The sequence below is a fragment of the Lipingzhangella halophila genome, from assembly GCF_014203805.1.
Classification (GTDB): Bacteria; Actinomycetota; Actinomycetes; order Streptosporangiales; family Streptosporangiaceae; genus Lipingzhangella; species Lipingzhangella halophila.
In genome coordinates this window covers 3,173,340-3,199,044 of sequence record NZ_JACHJT010000001.1, presented here as the reverse complement: position 1 = coordinate 3,199,044, position 25,705 = coordinate 3,173,340, and the positions used below count along the sequence as shown (strand labels likewise).

Annotated in this window: 22 protein-coding genes; 13 read left to right on the top strand and 9 right to left on the bottom strand. The window is 71.2% G+C overall.

Annotated elements, in window-relative coordinates; genetic code table 11:
* The first annotated feature begins 97 nt into the window (after positions 1-97).
* Positions 98-3,346: an ATP-binding protein gene (locus F4561_RS14780; protein ID WP_184579506.1), complete on the top strand. Its 3,249-nt coding sequence runs from the start codon at positions 98-100 to the stop codon at positions 3,344-3,346.
* A gap of 22 nt (positions 3,347-3,368) precedes the next feature.
* Here the strand turns inward: F4561_RS14780 and F4561_RS14775 are convergent, their stop codons facing one another.
* Both F4561_RS14775 and F4561_RS14770 read right to left on the bottom strand, forming a co-directional pair.
* On the bottom strand, positions 3,369-4,199 hold the full coding sequence (locus tag F4561_RS14775) for an ABC transporter permease (RefSeq protein ID WP_376773661.1): 831 nt from the start codon (positions 4,197-4,199) through the stop codon (positions 3,369-3,371).
* The gene (locus F4561_RS14770; protein WP_184579503.1) at positions 4,196-5,182 is read right to left on the bottom strand and encodes an ATP-binding cassette domain-containing protein; all 987 of its coding nucleotides are present in this window, start codon (positions 5,180-5,182) and stop codon (positions 4,196-4,198) included. The genes F4561_RS14775 and F4561_RS14770 overlap by 4 nt, the downstream gene beginning before the upstream one ends.
* A gap of 359 nt (positions 5,183-5,541) precedes the next feature.
* Between F4561_RS14770 and F4561_RS14765 the strand changes: the two genes are divergently transcribed.
* Together F4561_RS14765 and F4561_RS14760 are read left to right on the top strand one after the other, a co-directional pair.
* Complete coding sequence (locus F4561_RS14765) at positions 5,542-6,057, top strand: PH domain-containing protein (protein ID WP_184583655.1); 516 nt, start codon at positions 5,542-5,544, stop codon at positions 6,055-6,057.
* A complete protein-coding gene (locus F4561_RS14760; RefSeq protein ID WP_312885275.1) occupies positions 6,054-7,757 on the top strand; it encodes a PH domain-containing protein in 1,704 nt (567 codons plus the stop codon). Before F4561_RS14765 ends, F4561_RS14760 begins: the two co-directional genes overlap by 4 nt.
* A gap of 71 nt (positions 7,758-7,828) precedes the next feature.
* On the opposite strand, the gene sepH is transcribed toward F4561_RS14760, so the two are convergent.
* Positions 7,829-9,106 (bottom strand): septation protein SepH, encoded by a 1,278-nt coding sequence (gene sepH, locus F4561_RS14755; protein WP_184579501.1) that lies wholly within the window; start codon positions 9,104-9,106, stop codon positions 7,829-7,831.
* Between the two features lie 522 nt (positions 9,107-9,628).
* Between sepH and F4561_RS14750 the strand changes: the two genes are divergently transcribed.
* The gene (locus tag F4561_RS14750) at positions 9,629-10,681 is read left to right on the top strand and encodes a hypothetical protein (protein ID WP_184579499.1); all 1,053 of its coding nucleotides are present in this window, start codon (positions 9,629-9,631) and stop codon (positions 10,679-10,681) included.
* A 117-nt stretch (positions 10,682-10,798) separates the two neighbouring features.
* On the opposite strand, the gene F4561_RS14745 is transcribed toward F4561_RS14750, so the two are convergent.
* Positions 10,799-12,100 carry a D-arabinono-1,4-lactone oxidase gene (locus F4561_RS14745; RefSeq protein ID WP_221445491.1) on the bottom strand — a complete coding sequence of 434 codons (1,302 nt, stop codon included), beginning with the start codon at positions 12,098-12,100 and terminating at the stop codon, positions 10,799-10,801.
* 257 nt (positions 12,101-12,357) lie between these two features.
* Between F4561_RS14745 and F4561_RS14740 the strand changes: the two genes are divergently transcribed.
* Entirely contained in the window at positions 12,358-13,404 is a 1,047-nt protein-coding gene (locus F4561_RS14740; protein WP_184579497.1) for a ferrochelatase, read from the top strand.
* Between the two features lie 36 nt (positions 13,405-13,440).
* Positions 13,441-14,256, top strand: coding sequence for an inositol monophosphatase family protein (locus F4561_RS14735; RefSeq protein WP_184579495.1), 816 nt, complete (start codon positions 13,441-13,443; stop codon positions 14,254-14,256).
* 94 nt (positions 14,257-14,350) lie between these two features.
* Here the strand turns inward: F4561_RS14735 and F4561_RS14730 are convergent, their stop codons facing one another.
* Positions 14,351-14,518 carry a hypothetical protein gene (locus F4561_RS14730; RefSeq protein ID WP_184579493.1) on the bottom strand — a complete coding sequence of 56 codons (168 nt, stop codon included), beginning with the start codon at positions 14,516-14,518 and terminating at the stop codon, positions 14,351-14,353.
* 791 nt (positions 14,519-15,309) lie between these two features.
* Between F4561_RS14730 and F4561_RS14725 the strand changes: the two genes are divergently transcribed.
* The 4 genes from F4561_RS14725 (at position 15,310) to F4561_RS14710 (ending at position 19,021) form a co-directional block, all read left to right on the top strand.
* On the top strand, positions 15,310-15,963 hold the full coding sequence (locus tag F4561_RS14725; RefSeq protein WP_184579491.1) for a response regulator transcription factor: 654 nt from the start codon (positions 15,310-15,312) through the stop codon (positions 15,961-15,963).
* Positions 15,960-17,255 carry a sensor histidine kinase gene (locus F4561_RS14720; RefSeq protein ID WP_184579489.1) on the top strand — a complete coding sequence of 432 codons (1,296 nt, stop codon included), beginning with the start codon at positions 15,960-15,962 and terminating at the stop codon, positions 17,253-17,255. The genes F4561_RS14725 and F4561_RS14720 overlap by 4 nt, the downstream gene beginning before the upstream one ends.
* A 444-nt stretch (positions 17,256-17,699) precedes the next feature.
* Entirely contained in the window at positions 17,700-17,999 is a 300-nt protein-coding gene (locus F4561_RS14715) for a DUF4193 domain-containing protein (protein WP_184579487.1), read from the top strand.
* 188 nt (positions 18,000-18,187) lie between these two features.
* A complete protein-coding gene (locus F4561_RS14710; RefSeq protein ID WP_184579485.1) occupies positions 18,188-19,021 on the top strand; it encodes a hypothetical protein in 834 nt (277 codons plus the stop codon).
* A 117-nt stretch (positions 19,022-19,138) separates the two neighbouring features.
* Here F4561_RS14710 and F4561_RS14705 read toward each other — a convergent pair whose 3' ends face one another.
* Positions 19,139-19,423: a DUF4235 domain-containing protein gene (locus F4561_RS14705; protein ID WP_184579483.1), complete on the bottom strand. Its 285-nt coding sequence runs from the start codon at positions 19,421-19,423 to the stop codon at positions 19,139-19,141.
* Positions 19,424-19,761: 338 nt separating this feature from the next.
* Between F4561_RS14705 and dut the strand changes: the two genes are divergently transcribed.
* Positions 19,762-20,232 carry a dUTP diphosphatase gene (gene dut, locus F4561_RS14700; RefSeq protein WP_376773660.1) on the top strand — a complete coding sequence of 157 codons (471 nt, stop codon included), beginning with the start codon at positions 19,762-19,764 and terminating at the stop codon, positions 20,230-20,232.
* A 53-nt stretch (positions 20,233-20,285) separates the two neighbouring features.
* Positions 20,286-21,008: a DUF3710 domain-containing protein gene (locus F4561_RS14695; RefSeq protein ID WP_184579479.1), complete on the top strand. Its 723-nt coding sequence runs from the start codon at positions 20,286-20,288 to the stop codon at positions 21,006-21,008.
* Between the two features lie 836 nt (positions 21,009-21,844).
* Here F4561_RS14695 and F4561_RS14690 read toward each other — a convergent pair.
* On the bottom strand, positions 21,845-22,951 hold the full coding sequence (locus F4561_RS14690; RefSeq protein ID WP_184579477.1) for a serpin family protein: 1,107 nt from the start codon (positions 22,949-22,951) through the stop codon (positions 21,845-21,847).
* A 446-nt stretch (positions 22,952-23,397) separates the two neighbouring features.
* On the opposite strand from F4561_RS14690, the gene F4561_RS14685 reads away from it, so the two are divergent.
* Positions 23,398-24,189 carry a DUF3159 domain-containing protein gene (locus F4561_RS14685; protein WP_184579475.1) on the top strand — a complete coding sequence of 264 codons (792 nt, stop codon included), beginning with the start codon at positions 23,398-23,400 and terminating at the stop codon, positions 24,187-24,189.
* Positions 24,190-24,283: 94 nt separating this feature from the next.
* Here the strand turns inward: F4561_RS14685 and F4561_RS14680 are convergent, their stop codons facing one another.
* Together F4561_RS14680 and F4561_RS14675 are read right to left on the bottom strand one after the other, a co-directional pair.
* Positions 24,284-24,955: a potassium channel family protein gene (locus F4561_RS14680; protein ID WP_184579473.1), complete on the bottom strand. Its 672-nt coding sequence runs from the start codon at positions 24,953-24,955 to the stop codon at positions 24,284-24,286.
* Positions 24,956-25,642, bottom strand: coding sequence for a potassium channel family protein (locus F4561_RS14675; protein WP_184579471.1), 687 nt, complete (start codon positions 25,640-25,642; stop codon positions 24,956-24,958).
* Positions 25,643-25,705: the final 63 nt, after the last annotated feature.

Sequence of the window (25,705 nt, the reverse complement as noted above, 5' to 3'; positions counted from 1 at the left end):
CTCCCGGCGGCCAGCGCACAGCGCGCCCGGCGCGGCGCGTCCCCTTTCGGGGGAAACATATTGTCACCAGCGGCGGGACATCAGGGATTATGGGACGGTGCGCTATTCCATCCTGGGCCCTCTGGCCGTGCGTGACGACAACGGGGAGCCGGTCCCCGTCGGCGGTGCGCGCCTGCGCAGACTGCTCGTCCTGCTGCTGCTGGACCCGGAACGCACCGTCGGCACCACCCGGCTGATCTACGGCATCTGGGGCGACGACGCCCCCTCGGGCGCAAGCAACGCGCTCCAGGCGCTGGTGTCAAGGCTGCGGCGGACCCTGGGCGAGGGCACGCCGCTCCACGGCGACATCGCTGGCTACCGGCTGGACGTCTCGCGCTCCCGGATCGACCTGTGTGAGTTCGAGGATCTCGTCGCCACCGGGCGCCGGCTGCGCGCCGATGGCGACCCGCGCAGCGCGGCGCGGATGTTCGGCGAGGCGCTCGCTCTGTGGCGGGGGGCGGCTCTGGTCGATCTCGCGGAGACGGGCACCGCCAACGACATCGCGGTCCGACTGGCCGAGCTGCGGCGCAGCGTCACCGAGGAACGCCTCGGCTGCCTGCTCGACGCCGGTGACCACCACACCGCCCTGCCCGAGATCGAAGCGATGGTGGCAACGGAGCCGCTGCGCGAACGGCCGGTGGAGCTGCTCATGCGAGCGCTGTACGCCTGCGGACGCCAGGCCGACGCGCTGGCCGGATACGACCGGTTGCGCCGCGGACTCGCCGAGGAACTGGGCGTCGACCCCTCCGCGCATATTCAGCAACTGCATCTGCGGGTGCTTCGCGGGGAGCTGCGGTCGGCGCCGCCTCCGGACAGGGACAGCACCGCGCAGCCCGTCACGCGGCTCCCGCGCGTACTCACCAGTTTCGTGGCACGCGAGGGGGAGGTTTCCACCGCGGTGGACCTGCTGCGCAGCCAGCGCCTGGTCACGATGATCGGCCCCGGGGGTGCGGGCAAGACCCGGTTGGCGATCGAGACCGGGGCCGCCATCGCCGAGCGCGCTCCGGACCTCGCCGCCGATGGGGCCTGGTTCGTCGACCTGGCACCCATCGGCGCCGGAAGCGAGATCCCGCACGCCGTGCTGTCCGCGTTCGGCCTGCGTGAGCGCTCACTCCTGGTCATGCAGACCGCGGCCACCGGGCCGGCGGTCGACCCGGTCTCCCGGATCGTCGAGGCGCTGGCCTCCCAGTCGCCGCTACTGATCCTGGACAACTGCGAGCACGTGGTGACCGAGGCCGCCGAACTGGTCGAGCGGCTGCTCAGCGCCTGCCCCGAGCTGCGGATCCTGGCCACCAGCCGCGAGCCCTTGGCAGTGGACGGAGAGCGGCTGCTTGCGGTGCCCTCGTTGGCGCTGCCGCCCGAGGGCACTCCGGCCGAGGAGGTCGCCGACTACCCGGCGGTACAACTGTTCGCGGAGCGGGTGGCCGCCGCCTCGCCCGGGTTCACCGTCGACAAGGGCAACGCCGAGCATGTCGCGCGCATCTGCCGGGAACTCGACGGCATGCCGCTGGCGCTGGAACTCGCCGCCGCCCGGGTGCGCGCGATGCCGCTGGCGCAGCTCGCCGCCAAGCTGTCCGACCGCTTCCGGCTGCTGACCAACGGCAGCAGATCGGCCCTGCCGCGGCACCAGACACTGCAGGCCGTGGTGGACTGGAGCTGGGAGTTGCTCGCCGAGCCCGAGCGTGCCCTGCTGCGCCGGTTCTCGGTGTTCAGCGGTGGCGCCTCCCTCGACGCGGTCGAACAGGTCTGCGGTGACGGCGGCGGCCCGGGGGTCGGAGGGCGCGACGTCTGGTCGGTGCTGTTCGCCCTGGTCGACAAGTCCCTCATCGTCGCTGAGCCGGTGCCCGACGAGAGCTCGACCCACCCGCGCTACCGGATGCTGGAGACCGTGCGCGCCTATGCGGGACAGCGCCTCACCGAATCCGGTGAGGAAGAGGAGCTGCGCCGTGCGCACGCCGAGCACATCCTCAAGCTGTGGAGCCGGGCCGATCCGAAGCTGCGCACGTCCGAGCAGCTCACATGGCTCGCCCGACTGCGCGTGGAGCACGACAACTTCACGGCGGCGCAGCGCTGGGCCATCGACGCCGGTGAGGTGGAGCTCGCGCTCGACCTGTACCACGCCGCCGTCTGGTACCACCAGATATCGGACGACTGGTCCGATCTCAGGCGCCGCTCCACCGAGCTGCTGCGCCTGGTCGGGGACGAACCACCCGAGGGGCGAGTGGTGGGCTACGTCGAGTGCCTGTTCGCCGCGTCCGCGTTCGCCGAGGAGGAGGGATACTCCGCCGAGGTGGAGATGCGACGGGTCGACGACGTCCTGGCCCGGGCGGGAATCCTCCCGGAGCGGCACGAGACACTGATCTTCCTGCCCGTCTTCCAGAGCATGCTCGGCCACGACCGCGACTCCGTCCTGCGCCGCCTGGAGCGCGTCATGGTGGACGGCGGCCCGTGGCTGGGCGCCACCGCCAAAGTGCTGGGCGGGCTGGTCGCCATGCAGAGCGGGAGGGCAGCCCGGGCTCTCGACCTGTGTATGGCGGGGTTGCACGAGCTCCGGGACCTGGGGGACCGGTGGGGCGCCGCGCAGGCGATCCTGCTCATCGTCGATCTGGTCCACCTCAGCGACCTCGATCGGGAGTCGGACCTGCTCGACGAGGGCGTGCGGCTCTCCGCGGAGATCGGCGCCACCGGTCTGGAAGCGGTCCTGCGGTGCCGGCGTGCGCTCGTCGGGACGGCACAGGGGCGGGTTGACGCCGCACAGGAGGAACTCGAACGGATCGACACGGGGGGACTGGAGTACGACGCGCTGTTCCTGCTGCGGATGGCCGAAGCCGAGGTCGAGCGGTTCCGCGGCGCGACCGCGCGCGCCAACGCGATCCTGCGCGACGTCCTGCGGCGGGTCCGGGCCATGGGGCCCATCATGCGCAGCCATACCGAGCCGATGTGCTGCGCGATGCTCGCGCGCGTCGCCGGCGATCGGGCACAGTCGTGGCGGCACGCGGTCACCGCCTGGGACAGCCTGGCCCTCGAACTGGACGCCGTGCAGGCCGCCCTCGTCATCGAGCTGCTCGCGGAGCAGGCGCACGGCGAGGAGCCCGAACGCGCGGCAACCCTGCTCGGCTACGCTGAGGCAGTGCGGGGGCTGCCCAACGAGACCGAGTCCGACGTCGTCCGGGTGCGCGAGGCGGTGCGCGAGCGCCTTGGCGCGGCCCGGTTCGCCGAGGTGCACCGCAGCGCCACCGAGACCCCGAACGAGCGCATCATCGCCGATATCGGCGGGTGGACCCGGGAGCGGGCGCCGCAGGAGTGACCGCGAGCGCCCGCCCTGTCCGTTAGGAGCGCCGCCGGTAGGTGCGGGTCGCCAGCGGGAAGAAGACCGCGGTGAGAACGACCGTCCAGGCGCAGGTCCACAGCAGCGGCTCGGCCACGGGGCCGCCCAGCAGCAGCCCGCGCATCGTGTCGACCACGTGCGTCACCGGGTTGATCTCCGCGAACGCGGCCATCCAGGAGGGCATGTTGTCGGGGTCGACGAAGGTCGAGCTCGCGAAGGTCAGCGGGAACATCCAGATCGAGCCGAACGTCTGCACCGCCATGGGGGTGCGCAGCAGCAGCCCGATGAATGCCGACAGCCAGCACAACCCGAACGCGAAGAGCATCACCACGGCCGTGGAGGCGAGGACGCCGGACAGTCCGCCTTCAGGGCGGAAACCGATCGCGAACCCGACGATCAGCACCATCAGCACAGTCAGCAGGTACCGGACCATGTCGCCGAGGATCGCGGCGATGAGCGGTGCCGACCGCGCCACCGGAAGGGAGCGGAACCGGTCGAAGATCCCCTTCTCGATGTCGGTGTTGAGGGTGACCCCGGTGCCCACCGTCGCGAAGATCACCGACTGCGCGGTGATGCCCGGAATGATGAAGTCCCGGTAGACCTGCCACCCCCCGTCGGTCATGCTGTTGCCGAAGACGAAGACGAACAGTCCCACGAACATGATGGGCATGAACGTCAGCCCGAGGATCTCCTCGGGGTTCCGCTTGATCTTCAGCAGGCTGCGCCAGGTGAGCAGCGCCCCGTGCTGCATGGTGGTCGCCGGCGTGATCCGCACCGTCGTGCTCGGCCCGGGCGCTGATACGGGCCGCTCCGTTGTGGTGGCGGCGTTCAATGACTCGTCCTTTCCAGGGTCGGTGGGGTGGTGCCGCCACTGCCGGGATCGTCGTCGGCCGGACGGCCGGTGAGAGCGAGGAACACCTCGTCCAGGCTCGGCTTGCGCAGGGTCAGCTCGGCCAGGGTGATCCCCTGGTCGTCGAGACGGCGGACCACCTCGGGCAGCACGCTCGGGTCGGTCACCGCGGCGTTGGCCGTGGACTCCGTGGAGCGGGCCTCCGAACCCGACACGTCCTCCACGATCTTGACCGCCTCGGCGAGGCGGCCGGGCTCCATCGGCTGCACCTGCAGCACCTGGGTGCCCGCGCGGGCCTTGAGCTGGTCGGGCGAGCCCTGGCTGATGACCTTGCCGCGGTCGAGCACCATGATGTCGTCGGCGAGGTTGTCGGCCTCCTCCAGGTACTGCGTGGTCAGCAGCACGGTGACGCCGTCGTTGAGCAGGCCGCGGACCACGTCCCACATCTCGTTGCGGCTGTGCGGGTCGAGGCCGGTGGTCGGCTCGTCCAGGTACAGCAGGCTGGGCCGGCCGACGAGACTCGCCGCCAGGTCCAGCCGGCGCCGCATGCCGCCCGAGTAGGTCTTGGCCGCGCGGCCGGCGGCGTCGCTCAGCGCGAACCGCTCCAGGAGCTCCGCGGCGCGCGCCCGAGCGCCGGCGCGCGTGAAGCCGAGCAGCCGCGCGAACAGCACCAGGTTCTGCGTGCCGGTGAGCTCCTCGTCCACCGCGGCGTACTGCCCGGTCAGTCCGATCTGGCGGCGCACCTGATGCGGGTCCCTGACGACGTCGTATCCGCCGACGGTCGCGTGGCCCTCGTCGGGGCGCAACAGGGTGGAGAGGATGCGCACCGTGGTGGTCTTGCCCGAGCCGTTGGGCCCGAGAATCCCCAGCACGGCTCCCGTACGTGCCGTGAGGTCGACCCCCGCGAGCGCTGTTTCGTTCTTGAATCTCTTGACCAGGCCCTCCGCGCGGATGGCGTCAGTCATTGATCTCCTCCGTGGATGTCCCCGCCTCAAACGGGGGAGGAAAACGATCTCGGTGCAGAGGGGAGCAGGGACGCGCCGCCACGATGGACGGACCGTCGGTCCCCCGCCCCGCACGAATCCGAACAGGTGTACAAAACTACCGGTAAACGTGGGGTACAACCCCCAGTTTCGGTACGGGTACTGACAAAACGCTGACATCGCCCCTGACAGGGAGGAACAACCTGATGGGCCGGCACTGGTCCCGGTGCGCGAGCGCACCGGACATCCCCGCGAATCCGTCCGACCGGTCGCTGGATACGCGCCGCTCTCGTTGGACGCCCCACCACACGCCCACATCACCGACCTAGACTCGGGACGTGATGACGACCCGCCTGCGCGCGCCGCAGCACCGCGTATCGCCGCGTGCCGTACCGATGTGGACGCTGTCCCACACGGTGTCCTCAATCCTGATAACCGCCGTGCTCATCGCGGCCGTGTGGGGTGTGGTCGCCGCTGGCTGGTCCTGGGTTCCCGCCTGGCTGCTGGAGCGCGCCTGGTGGATCCCCGTGCTCTACGCGGGGTACGCGCTGGTCAAAACCGTGGTCGCGCCGCGTTGGCGGTACCGGGTGCATCGATGGGAAGTCACGGCGGACGTCGTCTACACCCGCACCGGCTGGCTGAGCCGGGCCTGGCAGCTCGTGCCGGTGGGCCGGATCCAGACGGTCGACACCACCCAGGGCTGGCTGGAGCGGATGTTCAGGCTGGCCACGTTGCGGGTGCAGACGGCCTCCTACGCCGGGTCGTCCACCATTGAGGGCCTGGACGCCGCCGAGGCGCAGCGGATCTCCGAGGAACTCGCGCTCCGCGTCGGCGACGTCGGAGACGATGCCACGTGAGTGCGCACGAGGAACCGGAACCCGGCCCGGACACGAGCGCCGGCGGCCCGGAAGGCCGCTCCGGGCCCGAGCACGCGCCCGCCGCGGACCAGGTCCCCGCACCGGAGCCGGTGTACCGGCTGAGCCCCAGGTCGATGGTGACCGCCCCCATCAAGACGCTCAGGGGGTTCATCGTCCCGCTTGGTGTCGCGGTCGTCGTCGGCAACTTCAACCCGTGGGTTCTGGGCGGCGCCGCGGCGGCCGTCGCCGCGATGATCGCCACCGGATTCTTCACCTACCTGACGTTTCGCTACCAGGTGGGGGCGGAGCGGCTGGAGATCCGGCGCGGGCTGATCAGCCGCAGCCACCGGACCATCCCACTGGAACGGGTGCGCGGCGTCGACGTCACGTCGAACCTGCTGCACCGCCTGCTGGGACTGGCCGTCGTCAAGGTCGAGGCCGCGGCCGGGGGCGGGAAGGAGGAGGAAGGCACGCTCGACGCCGTCACCGTCGCGGAGGCCGAGCGGCTGCGCAGCGTTCTGCTGCACCGGCGCGCCGTCCTGCGGGGCGAGGCGGCCGAGCCGGGACAGGCGACGGCCGCGCGGGACTCCTCAGCCGCTGCGGGGAGCGCGCCCGCGGCCGCCACCGCGTCAACGGAGCGGCGGCCCGCCCCCGAGGAACCCGAGACGGTCTACTTCGTGATGCCGCCGAGCTGGTACCTCTACGCGCTCCTCAGCCTCGGTTACCTGGTCACCCCGTTCGCGGCGCTCGCCGCGGCCATGGGGCTGGTTGGTCAGGTCCTCAGCGAGGCGGGCGCCGCCAGGGAGGCCATGGGATGGCTGGCGGGCAGGGAGACCACGCTGGTCATCTGGGTCGGCATCGCGGTCCTCGTGGTACTGCTGCTGCTGATGCCGGTCTTCGCGGTCGTCAGCTACAGCGTCGCTCATTGGGGCTTCACGCTGCGCCGGAGCGATGGCTCGCTCATCGCCGAGCGCGGGCTGTTCACCCGGCGCAGCGTAACCCTGGAGTACCGCCGCATCCGCGGCTACGAGCTCCTCGACAGCCCGCTGGAGCGCCTGCGCCGGGCGGTCCGGCTCCGCGCGGTCGTGACCGGGTTGGGGGATACCGCGACCCGGGCGATGCTGCTGCCCACTGGCGCGCGCGAACGGGTCGCGCAGGTCGTCGAGCGGGCGTTGGATCCGTTCCGCGGCACATTGGCTCCGCATCCCAGGGCCGCCCTGGGCCGCCGGCTGTTCCGCGCGATCGCGCCGTTCGCCGCACTGGCCACCGTCGCCTGGGTGAGCGGGCTGAACGTGCTCGCGGGCGCCCTTGCGTTCGTGGCTCTGCTGGGTGTTCCGCTCGGGATGGACCGCTACCGATCGCTGGGGCACGGGTTCGACGGCCGGCGGGTCAGCGTGCGGTCCGGGTCGCTGCGGCGGGAGCAGGCCGTAGTCGGACGCGATGCCATCATCGGGTGGACCTGGTCGCAGAGCCTGTTCCAGCGGCGAGTAGGGCTGGCGCACCTGGAGCTCGCGGTGGGAGCGGGCAATGGTGCCTATACCGCCATCGACGCCGGGTTCGAGGAGTCGGTCGGCTTCGCCGGGGCCGTGACCCCGGACATGGTGCGCCCCTTTCTGGTGGCGGCACCGGACGAGCCCGACAGCGGACCCGAGCGGGCCCGCGGCGAGTCAGCAGAGGACGCAGAGGACGGGGCCGACTAGAGACCCGGCGCGAGTGCACCGGCCTTACCGGGGCGGGCGAGCCGTACCGCCCGGCCGGCCCACCCGCGGGCTCAATCGGACTTTTTGGATCCGAACATGATCTCGTCCCACGACGGAACGGACGCCCTGCGGCCGCGCCCCTTGCGCTTGGCGGCCGACTGGGTGTCCCCGGCGGTGGAGCCGGAACCGCCTCCAGCGGCCGCCGAGACCGGGGCCTCGCGCTGCCTGGGGCGTTCCTTGCGGTCCTGTTGGTCCTGGTGTTCCTTGGGGGGCGGCCCCGACGAGACGGGGGTGCGCGCGGCCGGCGGCTCCGGCGCCTCGGGTACGGCAGTGCGCGCGGCCGGGGTCTCGGCGGTCTCGACCTCCGCGGGGGCCTCGACCTCCGCGGGGGGATCGGCGGGCGCCACCGGCTTCACGGTCTCGACCGTCTCGCTGGCCGGCGTTGTCTTGGGTGCCTCATCGGCCGCGCGGCGCGCCGGTGCGCTGGTCTCGGGCCCGCGCTGGGCAGCGGGGGAGGTCTCGGTGTGCTCGGTCGTTCCGGAGACGCGTCCCGGTGCCGCCGGAGGCTCCGGGGGAGCGGGCCGTTCTGGGGGAGTGGGCCGCTCTGGGGGAGCGGACCGCAACGGTGGGTCGGACGAGGGGGAGCCGTTCGACGGTGCGGGGGAAAGGGGGGCGGCCTGCGTCGTGGCCGGCTCGCTCGACGCGCCTCCCTGCCGGCGCGGGACGAACGGGGTCACGTTGGCGCTGCCGGGCCCGAGGTCCAGCGGCTCGCCGGAGTCGGGGCCGCAGAGACGCACGGCCTCATCGTCGGCCGGGGTGACACTGCGGCGGCGCGGCTCGTACACCCAGTGCGCCATCCGTTCCTCACCGGCGATCTGGAACACGAGCTTGAGCTGCCAGGTGTTGTCCTCGCGCTTCCAGGAGTCCCATACGGCGTCGCCAGTCTCAAGCTGGTGGGCACCGATGCGGTCGCTGATGATCTCGCCGAGGGGGGACCCCGGGGTGGTCTCTCCCTGGCGGCGCAGGGTCGCGCGCTGGGCCTGCTGCGCCATGTACTCGCGTTCCTGTAGCACAGGGCTCTCGAACCAGCGCACGCGCTCAATGGGGATCCCGGAGTACTCGGAGATCGCCTCCGCGTTCTCCCCGGAGCGGATCCGGGCCTGGATTTCCTTCGGGCGCAACGGATTCTCCACTTCGATCTCGTACTGGCCGAGCCGGGAGAACTGGCCGCGCACTGCGGCGCGGAGACGGTCATCGACGGGCAGCATGAATCGGGTCCCACGGCCGGTACTGGCCAAGACCAGGTACGTACCGTCCTCACTGACGGCGACAAGGCGAAGCTCCTGCATCGCCCTCCTTTTCGCGTCCCGTCGAGGGTAAGTCCCGGGCTATCCCCCCACGTTCTCAGTCTCTTCGGCATCCGATCGTTCGGCCAGTACCGCGCCCGGCATGTCCGAACCGTGCGTGTCCCTCCGGGCACGAGGCAGCCTGCCCAGAGAAGTCCCGGAGTTCCTATCGTGCCATCCTGGCATGCGAGCGGACTGGGCCACAGGGGCGTCATGAGCCCGTTTGGTCTCTCTGGTTGACCTCCCACCGGGGATGCTATCTCGAAGCAGGGAACACCATCCGCCGACCAAGCGGGACGCGGCGTTGCGCCCAACGCGCCAGACGAGGTGGCGCCACGCAAAGCGACACACCGAGTGCGGCACGCATGTGATCCAGCCGACCACCGAAAGACGGAACATCCACCCCGGTTCCGCTGGTTGACCGGGTACGACGGGGGAGCGGGAGGCGTGTCGACACGCCTCCCGCCACAGGTCCGACGGGCCTGAGCGCGGCGCCCGCTGAGTGCCGCGCTACGAGGGGGAGGATTGAGCGACGTCGAGGAACGGGCGCGCAAGAGGCGGATCGAGCTGAGCACGTCTCAGGTCGCCGGAGCGGGCCTCGCCACAATGACGGCCGCGACTGCCGCGTCCTACCTGGGGGTCTACGGCACGATCATCGGCGCCGCGGTGATGAGCGTGCTGAGTACGGCCGGCACCGCGGTCATGCAGCATTTCTTCCAGCGGAGCGGGGACCGGGCGAAGGACATCGCGGGACGCGCGCGAGCGCTCCCCCGCGAGCGCGGCAGGGCGGCCGGGAGCGCCACGCGCGACCTGACCGAGCGCGGCCCAGGGGCGGCGGCCGACGCCGATACGCTGCTCGCCGCCTCGACCGAGCCCCCGGAACCGTCCGACACCCCGCCCCGGCCCGAGGCGCGGGACGCGTGGGGCACCCGGTCGTCTCCGGGCTCGTCGGGCAGCCGGGACGAGACCGAGGCCCTCGGATCCGCGGCGGGCGGGGGCGCGGAAGAGCCGGCGGACGAGACCCGGGCGATGCCCACTGAGCCCGACCGGGAAGAAACCGCGGCGGCCGGCGCGGACGCGCCACCCGAGGACAGGCGGTCCTGGTGGCGCCGGTGGCGCGGGTTGCTCATTCCCGCCCTGGCCGTCTTCGTTCTGGTGATGCTGGTGATCCTGGCGTTCGAGCTGTTCACCGGGCGTTCGCTCACCGACACGGTGCACGGCCGGGACACCCGGTCCGGGCCGACGGTCCTGGGCGGGTCCCCCGTGGAGCAGCAGGAGCAGCCCAATGACGAGCCCGCGCCCGGCACCGAGAACCCCGAAGACCAGGAAGAGGGCACACCGCAGCAGGACGCGCCCGAGCAGGGGGAACCCGGCGGGGAGACCCGCCAGCCCGGTGAGGAGCCCGGAACCGGTGGCGACACCGAGGCCCCGAACGGGGATACGGACGACCCCGGAACCGGTGAGGACGGCGGCCAGCAGGACGCGCCCGAGCAGGACAGTGAGGAGCAGGACGGCACGCAGGAGGATGGCACCGGCGACGGCGGGGCCGCGCCCCAGGAAGGCGGGCGGAACGATTGACCGGACGCGCCCCGTAGCGGCCCCTGGCGTGCCGTCCACCGCGCGAGGCGGACGGGGCGTGCCCCCGGTCTGGGGAACCGCGCGGTTCCGGCTTCCATGCCCGCGGTACCGGCGCCATCAGGGGCCGAGCACGTCCGTCAGGTAGTCGTTGCCGAAGCGGCGCTCCGGGTCGACCCGGTCGCGGAGGTCCATGGCCGCGCTGAAGCACGGGTAGACCCGGTCGAGGTAGGCGGTGTCGCGCGTGTGGAGCTTGCCCCAGTGCGGCCGGCCCCGCACAGAGGTGAACACGGCTTCGAGGTCGCTGAAGTAGTCCTCGTACGGGGCGCCCCGGTAGACGTGCGCCGCGATGTAGGCGGTGTCCCGTCCGTAGGCGGTGGACAGCCAGGCGTCATCCGCCGGGGCGAAGCGCACCTCGACAGGAAAGCTGATCCGGTGCCCCCGCCTGCGGATGGTGGCGCGGATCTCACGCAGGACGTCGGCGAGCTCCTCGGCCGGAATGGCGTACTCCATCTCCACGAAGCGCACGCGCCGCGGGCTGGTGAACACGCGGTACGAGGCGTCGACGTACTGGCGCGCCGACAGCGACCGGGCGGAGAGCTGGTTGATCGCCGGGATCGCGGCCGGCGCCCGCCGCGCGAACCGGTTGACCACCTCGAAGACCGAGTTGGACAGGAACTCGTCGGCCAACCACGCGCTGAAGGGCGGCAGCGGAGCGGCCGGCCCTTCGGAGAGGTTGTTGCGCTTGGTAATGGTCTGACCGGTGTGCGGAAACCAGTAGAACTCGCAGTGCTCGTTCTCGGACCGCAGCTGGGGGAGCCCTTCCAGGATCTCGTCGAGCGGCATCGGCTCCTCACGCGCGTGCAGCAGGAAAGCCGGCCGGACCGCCACGGTCAGCGCCGTCACCACCCCGAAGGCCCCGAGCCCGACCCGGGCCGCGTCGAACAACCCGGCGTTCTCGGTGGGCGAGCAGGTCACAACGTTTCCGTCGGCCAGGACCAACTCCATCGCACAGACCTGGGCGGCGAGCCCGCCGGTGTCGCGTCCGGTGCCGTGCGTACCGGTCTGAACCGCGCCCGCCACGGTCTGCGTCGCGATGTCCCCCATGTTGGCCAGCGCCACACCGTGGCCCGCCAGGGCCTCGTTGAGGTCGCGCAGCGGCAGACCGGCCTCGACGGTGGCAGTGCCGGCCTGCGGATCCACTGAGCGCAGCGCGCTCAGTGCGGTGGGCGCGAGCAGCATGCCGTCGGTCACCGCGACCCCGGTGAACGAGTGCCCGGACCCGACCATGCGCACCGGCAACCCTTCCCCGGCGGCGGAGCGCACCGCGGCGGCGACGTCCCCGGTGCTGTTCGGGAAGCGCAATCGGCGGGGGCGCGCCTGGTGGGTGCCGGACCACGTGTGCCACACCACGTTCGACATCGCGGAGTCCTCTTCGGGTATCGGGCCGCGACGCAGGCGCGCGGCGGCGGGTCGGGAGAGCAGGCTACCGGGACGCGGCGACGCCTACGGCCGCCCGCGCCCCGCACGCCCGAGCCCCGGCGCAGTTGGGCGGGGCGCGGAGGGGAGACGCGCCGCGGTTGTCCGGCGCGGGCCCGCTGGGCGGCCCGGACCGCTCCGGGCGCATATCACTCCTGGCCCGAGGGCGGTCGCTCCGGTGAGCTGGTTTCATAGGGACCATGAGGCCATACGACGCGTTTCTGCTGATCTCCTTCGGCGGGCCCGAGGGCAACGAGGACGTCATCCCGTTCCTGGAGAACGTCACCCGGGGGAGGGGCATCCCCCGGGAGCGCCTCGCCGAGGTCGGCGAGCACTACTTTCTGTTCGGCGGGGTCAGCCCGATCAACCAGCAATGCCGCGACCTGATCGAGGCGGTCCGCGCCGACTTCTCCGCCAACGGTGCGCACCTCCCGATCTACTGGGGAAACCGGTTCTGGGACCCGCTCCTCACCGACACCGTGGCCGAGATGGCCAAGGACGGCGTGCGCAACGTCGTCGCGCTGGCCACGTCGGCCTACAGCTGCTATTCCAGCCACGGCGCCTACATCGTGGACATCGAGGCCGCCCGCGAGGCCGCCGGGCCGGACGCCCCGCGGATCGACCTGATACCGCCGTTCTTCGACCACCCCGGGTTCGTCGAGCCGCTCGCGGACCACACCCGCCAGGCGCTGGAGCACCTGCCGACCAGCGAGCGAGCCGGTGCCAGGCTGCTGTTCTCCGCGCACTCCATCCCCACCGGCATGGCCGACGCCAGCGGCACGCCGGAGCAGGAGTACGGACCGGGCGGGGCCTACGTCGCGCAGCTCGCCGAGGTCGCCCGCCTGGTGAGCGAGCGCCTGGGCACCGGCAACGACTACGAGGTCGTCTACCAGAGCCGCAGTGGCCCGCCGAGCCAGCCCTGGCTGGAGCCCGACATCAACGACCGGCTCGCGCAACTGGCGGACGAGGGCGTTTCCGCGGTCGTCGCGGTGCCGCACGGGTTCGTCTCCGACCACATGGAGGTCATGTACGACCTGGACCATGAGGCGGCCGATACCGCGCGGGGCCTCGGTATGCACTTCTCCCGAGCGCACGCGCCTGGGACGCATCCGAGGTTCGTCTCGATGGTGCGCGAGCTCGTTGCCGAGCGTGCCGATCCCGAAGTCGGGCGGACACGGCTCAGTGAGCTGCCCACGTGCCCGGCGGACGGAGCCGACTGCTGCCGTGCCCGGCCGGTAGGGTCGTAAGCCGCGGCGCAGACGAGAACAACGGGGGATTCCACGATGCTCGAAGCCGAACCCGCACACCTTCTTGACCTGGCCGCCGACGTCGCCCGCGAGGCCGGGCAGTTGGCAGCCCGCGGTCAGGCCGGGATCGGTGTGCTCGACACCAAGTCCTCACCCACCGACGTGGTCACCGAGATGGACCGTTCGGTCGAGGAGCTGATCCGCAAGCGCCTGCTCAATGCCAGGCCCGGCGACTCCGTGCTGGGCGAGGAGGGCGGCACCGAGTCCGGCTCCTCCGGGGTGCGCTGGATCGTCGACCCGATCGACGGCACGGTGAACTACCTGTACGGGCGGGACGAGTGGGCGGTCTCGATCGCCGCGGAGTCCGAGGGCGAGGTCGTGGCCGGCGTGGTCGCGGTCCCCAGCCGCGACGAGACCTACACCGCCACCCTGGGCGGCGGCGCCTTCTGCTCCGGCACGCCGCTTCGGGCGCGCGACGCTGTTCCGCTGGAGATGGCGCTGGTGTGCACGGGCTTCGGCTACAGCACCGAGCGTCGCGCCTACCAGGCGGAGGTGCTGCGTACCGTGCTGCCGCGGGTGCGCGACATCCGCCGCGGCGGATCGGCGGCGGTCGACCTGTGCTCGGTCGCGCACGGCCGGGCCGACGCCTACTACGAGCGGGGGTTGAACACCTGGGACTGGAGCGCCGCCTCGCTGATCGTACGGGAGGCCGGAGTGCGGGTCGGGGGCCTGCGCGGGGCGCCAGCGACCCCGGATCTCATCATTGCGGCGGTTCCCGGCCTCTTCGAGGAGCTGCACGACCTGCTCGAACCGCTGGGCGCCGACACAGACGGCCCGCCGCACGCCGGCTAAGGCCTGACCAGCACAAAAAGGCCGACCGGAGAGATCCGGCCGGCCCTGGGACCCTCGATGCCTCGGAGGGCTGACGCCTCAACGCCTCGAAGGGTTACGCGCAGTGCGGGTCAATACCGTTGAGAACGGCGATGCGGTGCAGATCCTCCAACTCCGACGCGTGCGCGTCGGCGAGGAACTCGTCTCCAGCGGCGCGAGCCGCTTGGAGCGACCTGTCGGTCTCTGAGATACGGGTCTTGATCTCAGCGACGAACTCGCCCATTTCACCTCACTCATGCTCGTGTCTGCGCTGCGTCGTATGTCACAGCGTTGTGACGACGCCGAATCAGTCCCGGTGCTACGGCACCCATTCAGCGGACAAGGGTCGTAAGAGCCGCAAGCCGGACCGGGGTGCGGCCCGGAAGTGACACGGTGGTCGCTCCGCGCCGCTTGGTCCGGCGGTTGCTGGCTCTACCCGCGGTGCGTCCCAACTGAAACCTTCCCTGGTGGATGTAGCCGAGCTGTGATCGAATCGGGTGCTCCGCGGGATCCCCATCATGCCAAGGTGTTCGGCGCTATCGTCGGCAGGGGCGTGAATTCGGTGTGAACGGGCCCGGCGCTGGCGGGTGCGCTACACCACAATCGCTTTCTCGCGCCAGTGCTTACCTGTTTCTTATTTCAGATGTGGCATATTTGAGATGTGCGGGGTGAAGGGCGCCGCCGGCGGTTGGGGGATACGCCGGCGGCGCCTTCCCGTGCGTAGCGGCCCGAGTGTGGCCCGGTGCGGGGCCACCGCCCCGCCAGTGGCTTCCCGGTTCCTGGCCAGAGTCGCAGACCCGCGTCTCGCGGGTAGGGGTGTTCGGTTGCCACGCCCGGTCCTGGGGCGGTGGAATTGGTTGTACCGCCGTTCCCTCCGGATGGCGTCGCCGCAGCGTGGCGAGCGGTGGTTTACTCCATCCTTATTCGAAGTGTGCGATAACGGTCAGTGAAGCCGGGGGATAGACGCCGCTGCCGGTGTGTTGGGGGATGCGCCGGCAGCGGCCCTCCCGGCCGCTCGGAAAGTTGAAGGGTGACGTGCGGGTACTGGTGGTCGAGGACGAACAGGTCCTCGCCGAGGCTGTGGCCGTGGGGCTGCGGCGCGAGTCAATGGCCGTGGACGTCGTCTACGACGGCGATAGTGCTATGGAACACATCGGGGTCAACGACTACGACGTCATCGTGCTCGACCGCGACCTTCCGGGCATCCACGGCGACGACGTCGCGCGCAGCCTGGTGGAGCAGAGCTACACCGGCCGGATCCTGATGCTCACAGCATCCGGAGAGCTCGAGGACAAGGTCGAAGGGCTCACCATCGGCGCCGACGACTACTTGGCGAAACCGTTCGCGTTTGCTGAGCTCATCGCCCGTGTGCGGGCACTTGGGCGGCGCGCGGTCCGGCCACTGCCCCCGGTGCTGCGGCGCAACGGCATCACCCTCGATCCCGCCAACCACGTGGTCGAGCGCGACGGGAACGAGGTCACACTCACCCCCAAGGAGTTCGCCGTACTCGAGGTGCTCATGCGGGCTGACGGTACGGTCGTCAGCGCCGAAGGGCTGCTGGAGAAGGCCTGGGACGAGAACGCCGACCCCTTCACCAACGTCGTCCGGGTCACCGTCATGACGCTGCGCAAGAAGCTTGGCGAGCCCCCCGTTATCCAGACCGTGCCCGGCGCGGGGTACCGGATTTGAGTACCGCCGGCGACGGCGCGACGCCCGCGGAGGCCCCGGGCGAGGTCGCCGCGACCCCGCCGGGCGACACCGGCACCTGGCGCAGGCTCACCACGCAGCCGGCACAGCCGGGGGGCTCCGAAGGGTCCATGACGCGCGGTGTGCACCGGCTCACCGACAACATCAGCCTGCGCGCCCGGCTGACCCTGATCTACGGCATGCTCTTCTTCGCCGCCGGGTCGCTGCTCCTGCTGCTGAACTACATCATCATCGCTACCCTCCTGGACAACCTGACCTTCACGCTGCAGCCCGACTTCCCCTACGGCGACGACCCGGAAGTCGTTGAGGCGGTGAAGAACTCCCTCATCGACAACGTGCTGTCCCAGGTGACCCGCTTCTCCATGCTGGCGCTGGTCATCGTCGGCCTGCTGGCCGTCGGCCTGGGCTACGTGGTGGCCGGCCGGGCCCTTTCCCCGTTGCACAAGATCACCCGGATCGCCCGCCGGCTTTCGGAGCGCTCCCTGCACGAGCGAATCGCGCTCAGCGGACCCGACGACGAGATCCGCGAGCTCGCCGACACGTTCGACGACATGCTGGAGCGCCTCGACCGCGCCTTCGACGGCCAGCGCAGGTTCGTCGTCAACGCTTCGCACGAGCTCCGCACCCCGCTCGCGATCAACCGAACCCTGCTGGAGGTCGCGCTGAGCGACCCCAACGCGTCCACCGACCTCACGACGATCGGGCGCACCCTGCTGGAGACCAACTCCCGGCACGAGCGCCTCATCGACGGGCTGCTCTTCCTCGCCAAGAGCGACCGCGAACTGGAGGTGCGCACCTCCGTCGACATCGGCGAGGTGTCGAGCACCGTGCTCGGCCAGCTCTCCGAGGAGATCGAGGAGGCGGGGTTGACCCTGCGCTCGGACCTGCGCGCCGCGCCGGTAACCGGCGACCCGGTGCTGCTCGAACGGCTGGTCGCCAACCTGGTCGAGAACGCGGTGCGGTACAACGTGGCCGACGGTGAGATCACCGTGCGGTCCGGTTTCTACGAGTCGATGCCCGCGGTCCAGGTGGAGAACTCCGGTGCGGTCATCCCCGCCTACGAGGTCGAGGGATTGTTCGAGCCGTTCCGGCGCGGATCGGGCGACCGGGTGCGCTCCAGCAACAGCGCGGGCCTTGGGCTGTCGATCGTGCGGTCGGTGGTGCGCGCGCACGGCGGTACCGTGACCGCCTGGCCCCGTTCCGGGGGCGGGCTCGTGGTCACTGTCTGCTTCCCCGGCCCATCGCGTGAGGCCCCGGCGAACGCGAACCGTTGAATTTCACGAGTAAGAAGGTGCGCGTCTTCGCGCGAGATGGTATCTATACGTGTCCGACGACACTGCGCCCCGGGGTAAGAGCAGGTGCTGAAGGTGGGTATGCTCTCCCGGGCGTGAACACGGCGGGAAGTTCTTCCGGCGTGGACGTGTCTGCTCTGACCTTGCCCGTGGAGTAGCCCGCGCTCGCTCGGTGCGAGGGAAGAGTGCGAAATAGGTCGGATTGCTCCGGGCGTTGGGTAGCACATGACAAGGAACCGATCCGCGGCATGCGGCGTGGCAACCGCGTTCGGTGACAGCGCGCTGCCCGTTCGGCGCGGTGGCGCTGGGAGGGGCATAGTCCACTATCGCTACGGGAAGATTCCGACCGATTCGGGCACAAGACGCGGCGCTCAAGCGTTACACCCGCGCGACGAGGCATAGACCGAGGGGGATGGAGTAAGCAGAATGGCCACCGACTACGACAGCCCACGTAAGACCGACGAGGATATCAACGAGGACAGCCTTCAGGAGCTACAAGCACGTCGGGTGGACAAGGGCACGAGCACGATCGACGTCGACCCGGACGAAGTCGCCGAGGGGATGGAGCTTCCCGGCGCCGACCTGTCCGGCGAGGAGCTTGCTGTACGCGTGCTCCCACGCCAGGCCGACGAGTTCACGTGCTCGCGTTGCTTCCTGGTCCACCACCGCAGCCAGCTCGCGGAGGAGCGCAAGGGGCAGCTCATTTGCAAGGAGTGCACTGCCTGAGGCCGGCGGCCTCCCTCGTGCTGCCTCTACGGCCCACGTGCCGTGGCAAATGATGCGTCCCCGACGGGCGGGGGCGCATCATTGTGCGCGGTACGGCTGGTACTGCCGCACCGCCGAGAACCCGGATCTCGTATCGGCTAGCTTTGTCGGTAAGCGCCATATGGGTCAAGAGGCGAGGAGGAACCGGGGTGCAACACAGCGAGCACGATGACGACAGCGCCCGTGACTCCTACGATACCCGTGCCGGTGGGGAGCTCACTCCCGCGCCGGGCGAAAACGGGGCGTACGCGGACGACACCGGGCAGGATGTCGGGGAGCTGGTCGGCCGCATCGTCGACGACGGCGGCAACAACGCCAAGCTGCTGGCGCGGCTCACCCGGGCCATGGCACGGAGCGCCCGCGCCGCCGGGGTCAAAGGAGTCGCTGGCGGCCGTTGGCTCACCGACCTGTTCACTGACGAGATCGCCCCGCGCATACCCGTGCGCGACCTCGGCACACTGCGTCAACACCACAACGGCCTCGACGGTGAGGAGCTCGCTGACGCACTGGCGCGCAATGCGGCCGCGGCGACCACCGCGGTCGGCGCCGCCGGCGGGGCCCTGGCGGCCGTGCAGACGGTGGCGCCGCCGCTGCTGCTCACCGCACCCGCGAAGGTCGCGGCCGAGGCCGTGGTGGTCGCGGCCATCGAGGTGAAGCTCATCGGTGAGCTGCACGAGGTCTACGGGGCGCGGCCGGCCGGATCGGGACTGGAGCGCGGCTCCGGCTACCTGATGTCCTGGGTGACCAAGCGCGGCCTCGACCGGATGCAGGTGGGAGCTTCGCTCACCGCCGTCCTGGGGGCCGCGGCAAAGGCGGAGCTGCGCAAGCGGCTGATGCGTGTCATGGGTCGGCATCTGTCGACTCTTGGCCCTTACCTGACCGGTGCCGCGGCGGGCGGCGCGCTCAACCGGTCCGCGACCGTGGCACTGGCTAGGTCGGTGCGCGGCGACCTGCGCGCCTCCGCACTGCCAGTGGGCCGGTGACCCGCGCTGCAGGGGTGCCGCGGCGGCGCGGCACGGTCACCCGAGCGCCGGCAGGCCCCGCAGTACGAAGAAGGGCGCCACGCTCGGTGGCGCCCCTCGATCCGTTGGCGGGACGGGTCAGTGACCCGCCCCGGCGGCCTCGCGCTCGCTCCGAGGCAGCATCCGCTTATGGGTGGCGCGCACAGCCAGAACCCGTGCGACCTCCATGCCCACACCGGTGACCACCGCCCAGCCCAGAGCCTCTCCGAGCCCGACATCCAGGGATTCCGGCTCTGTTGGTGGCTCCTTGCCGGTCGCCCGGGTCCAGGCGAAGGTCAGCACCTTACGCGCCGCGAACCCGGCGAGGAGGGCGGCCGCGCCGCCCGCGATCTGCGCGGCGAACGCACCTTCCTTCTTTGCCATGTGTCGATCGCTTCCTTTGCCGTAATCGTCGAGTTGTTGGAAGGTCTGGTCGAAATACTGCCATGCCGCGCGGGCCCCACCACAGCCGCCGCCGCTGCCCAGAGTGTCGCGGGCGCCGCGGGGCCGCCAGGTCCCAGCGCGGGCATCCGCGAGACCGCCGCCGGCCGCGCGCCGCGGCCTCGGCTTGGAGAGCGGCGACGACGTGCGAACCGCGAGTCGCCGCCGCGGTTCTCCAGCGGTGGTCCGGTCCCGTTGCGCACTCGGCCGCGGACGCGGGACGCACAGGTGGTGTCTGCTGCGTATTGGCGGGCGACCGGGCCGCGATAAGCTCGCGAGTTGTGAGTAGCGATTCTTCCGGCGCGGTGGAGGTGCGGGTCCACCGCATCGACCCCCGGGCGCCGCTTCCCGAATACGCGCACCCGGGCGATGCGGGAGCCGACCTCGTGACGGTCGAGGACCTCGTGCTCGAACCCGGCGCGCGGGCCACCGTGCGCACCGGTATCGCGATCGCGTTGCCCGAGGGCTACGCCGCGTTCCTGCACCCGCGTTCGGGCCTGGCCGCGCGGAGCGGGGTCACCCTCGTCAACGCCCCCGGTACGGTCGATGCCGGGTACCGTGGCGAGATCCGGGTGACCCTGCGCAATACGGATCGGCACACCCCCGTCAAGCTGGCGTGTGGGGACAGGATCGCCCAGATGGTCATCCAGCAGGTCGCGTCGGCGCGCTTCCGTGCAGTCGATTCGCTGCCCGAGTCCGCGCGCGGAACCGGGGGGTTCGGCTCCACCGGCGGACACGCGGCGCGGGGATGACGATCACGCTCCCCGGTGACTCCGGGGACAACGAGGCAGGAGAGGTGTAGGGCGTGTTCGGACGCCGGAACAAGAAGAGGCAGCAGGACGACGCCACCGGCGACGCCGAGGCTGTCGCGAGTCCGTCGCCGGTGACCGAGACGGGCAAGAGCGAGGACCAGTACCGGGTCCAGGGCCCGTGGGATGTCACGGAGGACGCGCCGGACATCGACCGACTCGACCTCGGCGCCATCCGGGTTCCCGTTGAGAAGGGCATCGAGGTCCAGGTCAACATCGCGCAGAAGCGCAAGAAGATTATCGGCGTGACCCTGATCAAGGGGAACAGCGCACTCCAGGTGCAGCCGTTCGCGGCCCCGAAGTCCAGCGGCCTGTGGGACGAGATGCGCGAGGAACTGCGCGAACAGGTCACCGAGCAGGGCGGCAAGGCCGAGGACTTCGAGGGCGCGTTCGGCCCGGAACTGCGGGCGGTCGTCCCGGTCGAGGGCAAGACGAACGAGTCCGGACAGCAGCTCGGCCAGCGCGTCCGGTTCATCGGTGTCGACGGCCCGCGCTGGGTCCTGCGCGGCGTCATCCGCGGCGAGGGCGCGACCAAGCCCGAGGTGATGGCGGAAATCGAGGAGATCTTCCAGCGAATCGTGGTGGTACGCGGCGAGCAGCCGGTCCCGCCGCGCGACCTCCTCAGCATCACCGTCCCCCCGGAGCTGGAGGAGCGCATGACCGAGTCGGCCAACGCGCAGCACCCCCAGCAGGCGGCCGGCGACGGCACGGCTGGCTAGGTAGTGTTCGCGGGCTCGCTCGTGCCGGGCTCGTCGCCCCGACACTGAACGGAAAACCGCCGCGGTGGGCGCGTGGTGCCGCGTCCGACAAGGGCAGCGAGGACGGTGGGTGGGCCAGCCCGCGGTAATCGGCGCGGTGCCCGGTCGTGGTGCGACCAACGAGAGCAGCGACGAGAGCGGGTGGGCCAGCCCCCAGTAACCGCTCCGGGTGCCCGATGGTGACACCCGTAACGGGGGTGGTGCGGGCGTTCTCGGTAGTGCTCTCGGTGATCGTGCGGTTTTTCCTCCTTCAGACGCGTGAAGGAGGAAAAACCGCACGATCACCCCTCAGAAAACCTACAATCCGGGCATAGCGGGCGCGTATGGGGGTGCACCCCGCACCGAAGGTGACCGTAGGGACATGTTCGGTGCCGAGAATGACCGCACAGTCACCCTCGACGCGCGCCCCGCCGCCGGACGAGAGTACTGGCGCCCTCCGAGGCCGAGCCCCGCAGAACCGGCGGGCCTTCGCCGCTCCCGTCGGGCGCGCAACCACCCGCATCCAGCCCCGATTGCCGCCAACCCGGGCCATCTACCGTCGTCGCTGCTTTCGTTGGGTGCGCGACCATCGGGCACCCGCACCGACCACCGCGGGCTGGCCCCCGAGGCCGTCGCCGCCCTCGTTGGAGAGCGCCACCGTCCGCGGCCAGCACCGGGTGAACGTGCCCCTGTCCGAGGGCACTCGCCCCGACACACCGCAAATCCCGAAACCCGACGGTGCTACGAAGGAACGGGATCCGCACGATCAGCACAAAAGCGGCGGCGCCCGACCCGGGGGCGCGCCGTGGCCCCGGGCGTCACCGCGCGGGGCCGGGGTCTTCCGGATCCGCCACCCTGCCGAGGAAGAGGACGGCCTCGCGGCGGCGGAGCACGAAGGTGAACGGCCGGTCGGCGTGGAACGTCACGGGGCGGTCGGGCTTGAGCGCCGCTGTGCGCATGACCACGCCGGTCGCGGCGGCGCCCTCGGCGCCTTTCTCGTCGACGCGCAGCCGCGCCCGGTGCACCACCTCGTCGATGAGCAGCGGGCGCTCTGCGATGCCGCTGAGGTCGGCCTGCGGCGTGAAGCAGGTGCGCACCCCGGCTTGGGCCAGCGGGCCGCTGAGGAGCTCGCTGTGCGCGAGCTCGAACCGCGGCAGCGCGAGCGCGACGTCGCGGGTCGAGCCGGCGCGCAGCAGCTCGGTGAGGGTCTGCGGCTCCAGCTCGGCGGCGGTGCGCTCGTCGTCGGGCAACAGGATGTCCAGAGCGAGGTCGTGGTCGCCCGGAAGGGTGGCCATGCGCCACCCGCGCGCCTCCGCGTAGCCCAGACGCCCCCTGCGGTGCATCGTCGGGACGCGCCGGGTTCCGGTGGGGGAGCGGAAGCTCTCCTTCGTGGTCTTCTTGGGGTCGAACCGCTCCTGCCACTGCAGGCGCACCCAGAGCGCGTTCACCAGCAGCGCCTGTGTGGTGGTCTGCACCGTCCCGGGCGGGAGTAGTTCGCTGATCAGCCCGCGGGTGAGCTTGCCGACCTCGTCGTTGATGGTGCGCCGCGCGCCATCGGGGTCGCCGGGGAAGTCGGCGGTGTACACCCCGGATCCGCGGCGGGCGCGCAGGTCGGCCTCGAACTCCGGCCGCACCTGGAGGTCCTCACGGACCCACAGCCCGGTGCTCGTGGCCAGCTCCGGGCCCTCGGCCACGGCGTCGTCCAGCGTGGCCAGATGGGCCCGCAGGTCGGTGCCGAGCAGTGCGGTCAGCTCCGCACGGGTGGTCCCGCCGGCGCCGGCGGCCACCAGCCCCAGCGCGCAGGCCACCGAGTACGGCGACCACACCAGCCCCGACCGGCCGGACCGGGTCAGCTGGTCGTGCAGCCGCAGGGCGAAGCCAAGGTGGTCGGACCGGAGTGTGGCGGGTGGGGGCGAAATATCCATCAGGCGCGCGCGGCGCAGGCCCGGGCCCGCGGGCTTCCGCGCTCCCTCCCTTCGTGGCGCGGCAGTGTGCTGGGCGTCGCCGGCCGCGAGCCGGTCGCGGTGCACCACCGCGACGCACGCCCCGGGCAGTGACGCGCCGGCCGTGACGCATCGCGTGGCCGGGATCAGCGCCGCGCGACTCTACGGCCGCGAGGGTGTCGGCACGCTCCGCTTCGGCGGCCATGCCCCCTGTGCGCCAGCCTAGGTACCCGCGTCCTCGGTGTCATGGCCCGGCGCAGCCGGTCGGGGATCCCGGCGGGTTCGGTCGCACTGCGGAGTCACCCGGACACGGAGGCGCACGGTGGCATCATGCGTGATCTAGGCTGGACGTGCGGAGCACACCCAGAGTCGACCAGTGTGCGGCGCACCGCAGGTGGCCGCACCCTCAAAAGCACAGCGGGAGCAGCATGACCGACCCCGATCGGCCCGCCGGCGCGGCCGACGACGCTACCGACGACTCCTCGGCAACGCCACCAGGCGAAGGGGCCGAGCAACCGGCGGCGGTCTCCGAGCGCACCGTTGAGGCGGTCGTGCGCCAGCAGCTTTCCAAGGCGCTGGGCGGCAAGCGGGGCATGGCCGAGGCCGCGCTCCCGACCCTCGCGTTCACAGTCAGTTTCCTGGCCACCCAGCACCTCAAGCTCGCGTTGGGGCTGGGGGTCGCCGCCGCGGTGCTGCTGGCAGTCGTGCGGTTGGTGCAGCGCTCGTCGGTGCAGTTCGTGGTGAACAGCCTCTTCGGTATCGGCATCGCCGCGATTTTCGCGTTGCGGAGCGGCGACGCCGAGGACGCGTTCCTGCCGGGGATCATCTACAACGCGGTGTACGCCGCCGTGCTGATCCTGACGGTGGTTATCCGCTGGCCCGCGGTCGGGCTGCTCATCGGCTCGGTCACCGGAGACCCCACGGGCTGGCGCGACAACCCGGCCGTGGTGAAGCTGAGCTCCCGGCTGACCTGGTTGCTGGTGCTGCCGTGCGTGATCCGGGTCGTGGTGCAGTATCCGCTGTGGCTGGCCGCCAAGTCCGGGGCGGCCGACACGTTCGCCCTGCTCGGGCTGGCGAAGATCGGCATGGGGTGGCCGCTGCAGGTGGCCTCGCTGGCCGCGATGGTCTGGCTGCTGGCGCGCGGGAACACGCCGATGGAGCCGGGGGCGTTGGGCGGCGCCAGCGCGGATCCGGACCGCGAACAGGGCGAACGAGGCTGAGAGCCGGTCACGCCGCCCCGAACCTGACCGTGGGGCCATTCTTGTTGCTGAACGTGTCCCCACGGTCAACTTCGATGCGGAAGGGCGCTTCTCCCTAGGGCTCGGGGACCAGGAGCTCGCCTAGTTCCTGCACGGACCCCGCGCTACTCAGGAACACCAGGTCGTCGCCGGAGCGCAGGAGGGTCTCGGCTGCGGGAGGACGCACCCGCCCCTCCCGCACGATCGCGACCAGCACGATGTCCTCGGGGAGGTCGGGAGCCAGCTCCCGGACCGGGCGGTCCACGTGCGCGCCGTCCTCGGGCAGGGTGAACTCCAGCAGATCGGTGTCGGGCAACGACATCAGCGCCATCGCCTCGCCCGCCTCGTTCACCCCGGTGGAGTCCTCTACCAGGGCGGCGATCAGCCGTGGCGGGGACACCGCGACGTCGACCCCCCAGGCGTCGGTGAACAGCCACTCGTTGCCCGGGTCGTTGATCCGCGCCACCACCCTCGGTACCGCGAACTCGGTCTTGGCGAGCAGCGACACCACGAGGTTGGCCTTGTCGTCACTGCTGGCGGCCACGAGAGCGTCGAACTCGCCGATACGCGCGTCCTCAAGCGAGGACAGCTCGCAGGCGTCGGCGAGCAGCCATTCCGCGCGCGGCAGCTCATCCAGGCCGATCGCCCGGGAGTCCCGGTCGATCAGCAGTACCTCGTGCCCGCTTCCGGTCAGCTCGGCGGCGATGGAGCGCCCGACACTGCCCGCCCCGGCGATCGCGACTCGCATCTAGCCACCGTTCCCTTCGCTCTCGTGCAGGCGCAACCGGGCCTGCACAGTGTCAATGTCGCTGCTGCGGGCCAGCACGTGCAGCACGTCGCCCGCACGCAGCGTCTCGTCGCCGCGCGGCAGCAGGAGCTCACCGGCTCGCGACAGGTAGGCCACGCGCAACGGCAGCGCCGCTTCGAGCTGCTCGACCCGCCGGTCGACCCAGGTGGCGGTGAGCGGCGCCTCGGTCAGGACCAGGCTTCCCGACGGGTCGCGCCACAGGGGGCCGCCGTGTGCCAGCCCCGGATCGCCGGGAATCAGCCGGCGCAGGATCGTGTCAGCGGTCCAGCGGACGGTGCCGACCGTGGGGATGCCGAGCCGCTGGTACACCTCGGCGCGCCGCGGATCGTAGATCCGCGCCACGACGTTGGTGACGCCGAAGGTCTCGCGTGCCACTCGCGCCGAGATGATGTTCGAGTTGTCGCCGCTGCTCACCGCGCAGAACGCCGAGGCGTTCTCGATGCCGGCGGAGAGGAGCACGTCGCGGTCGTGGCCGAGCCCTGTTACGGCGGCCTTGGCGGTACTGGAGCGGAGCCGCCGGAACGCGTCGGGGTCCTGGTCGATCACGGCGAGCGTGTGGCCCATGTCCTCCAGCGTGTGTGCGAGCGTCGAGCCCACTCGTCCGCATCCCAATATCACGATGTGCACTGGTTATCCGCTCCTGTGAGTCCGCACACGGCCGGCCGGCACGACCTCGGGCGTGCCCGTCGG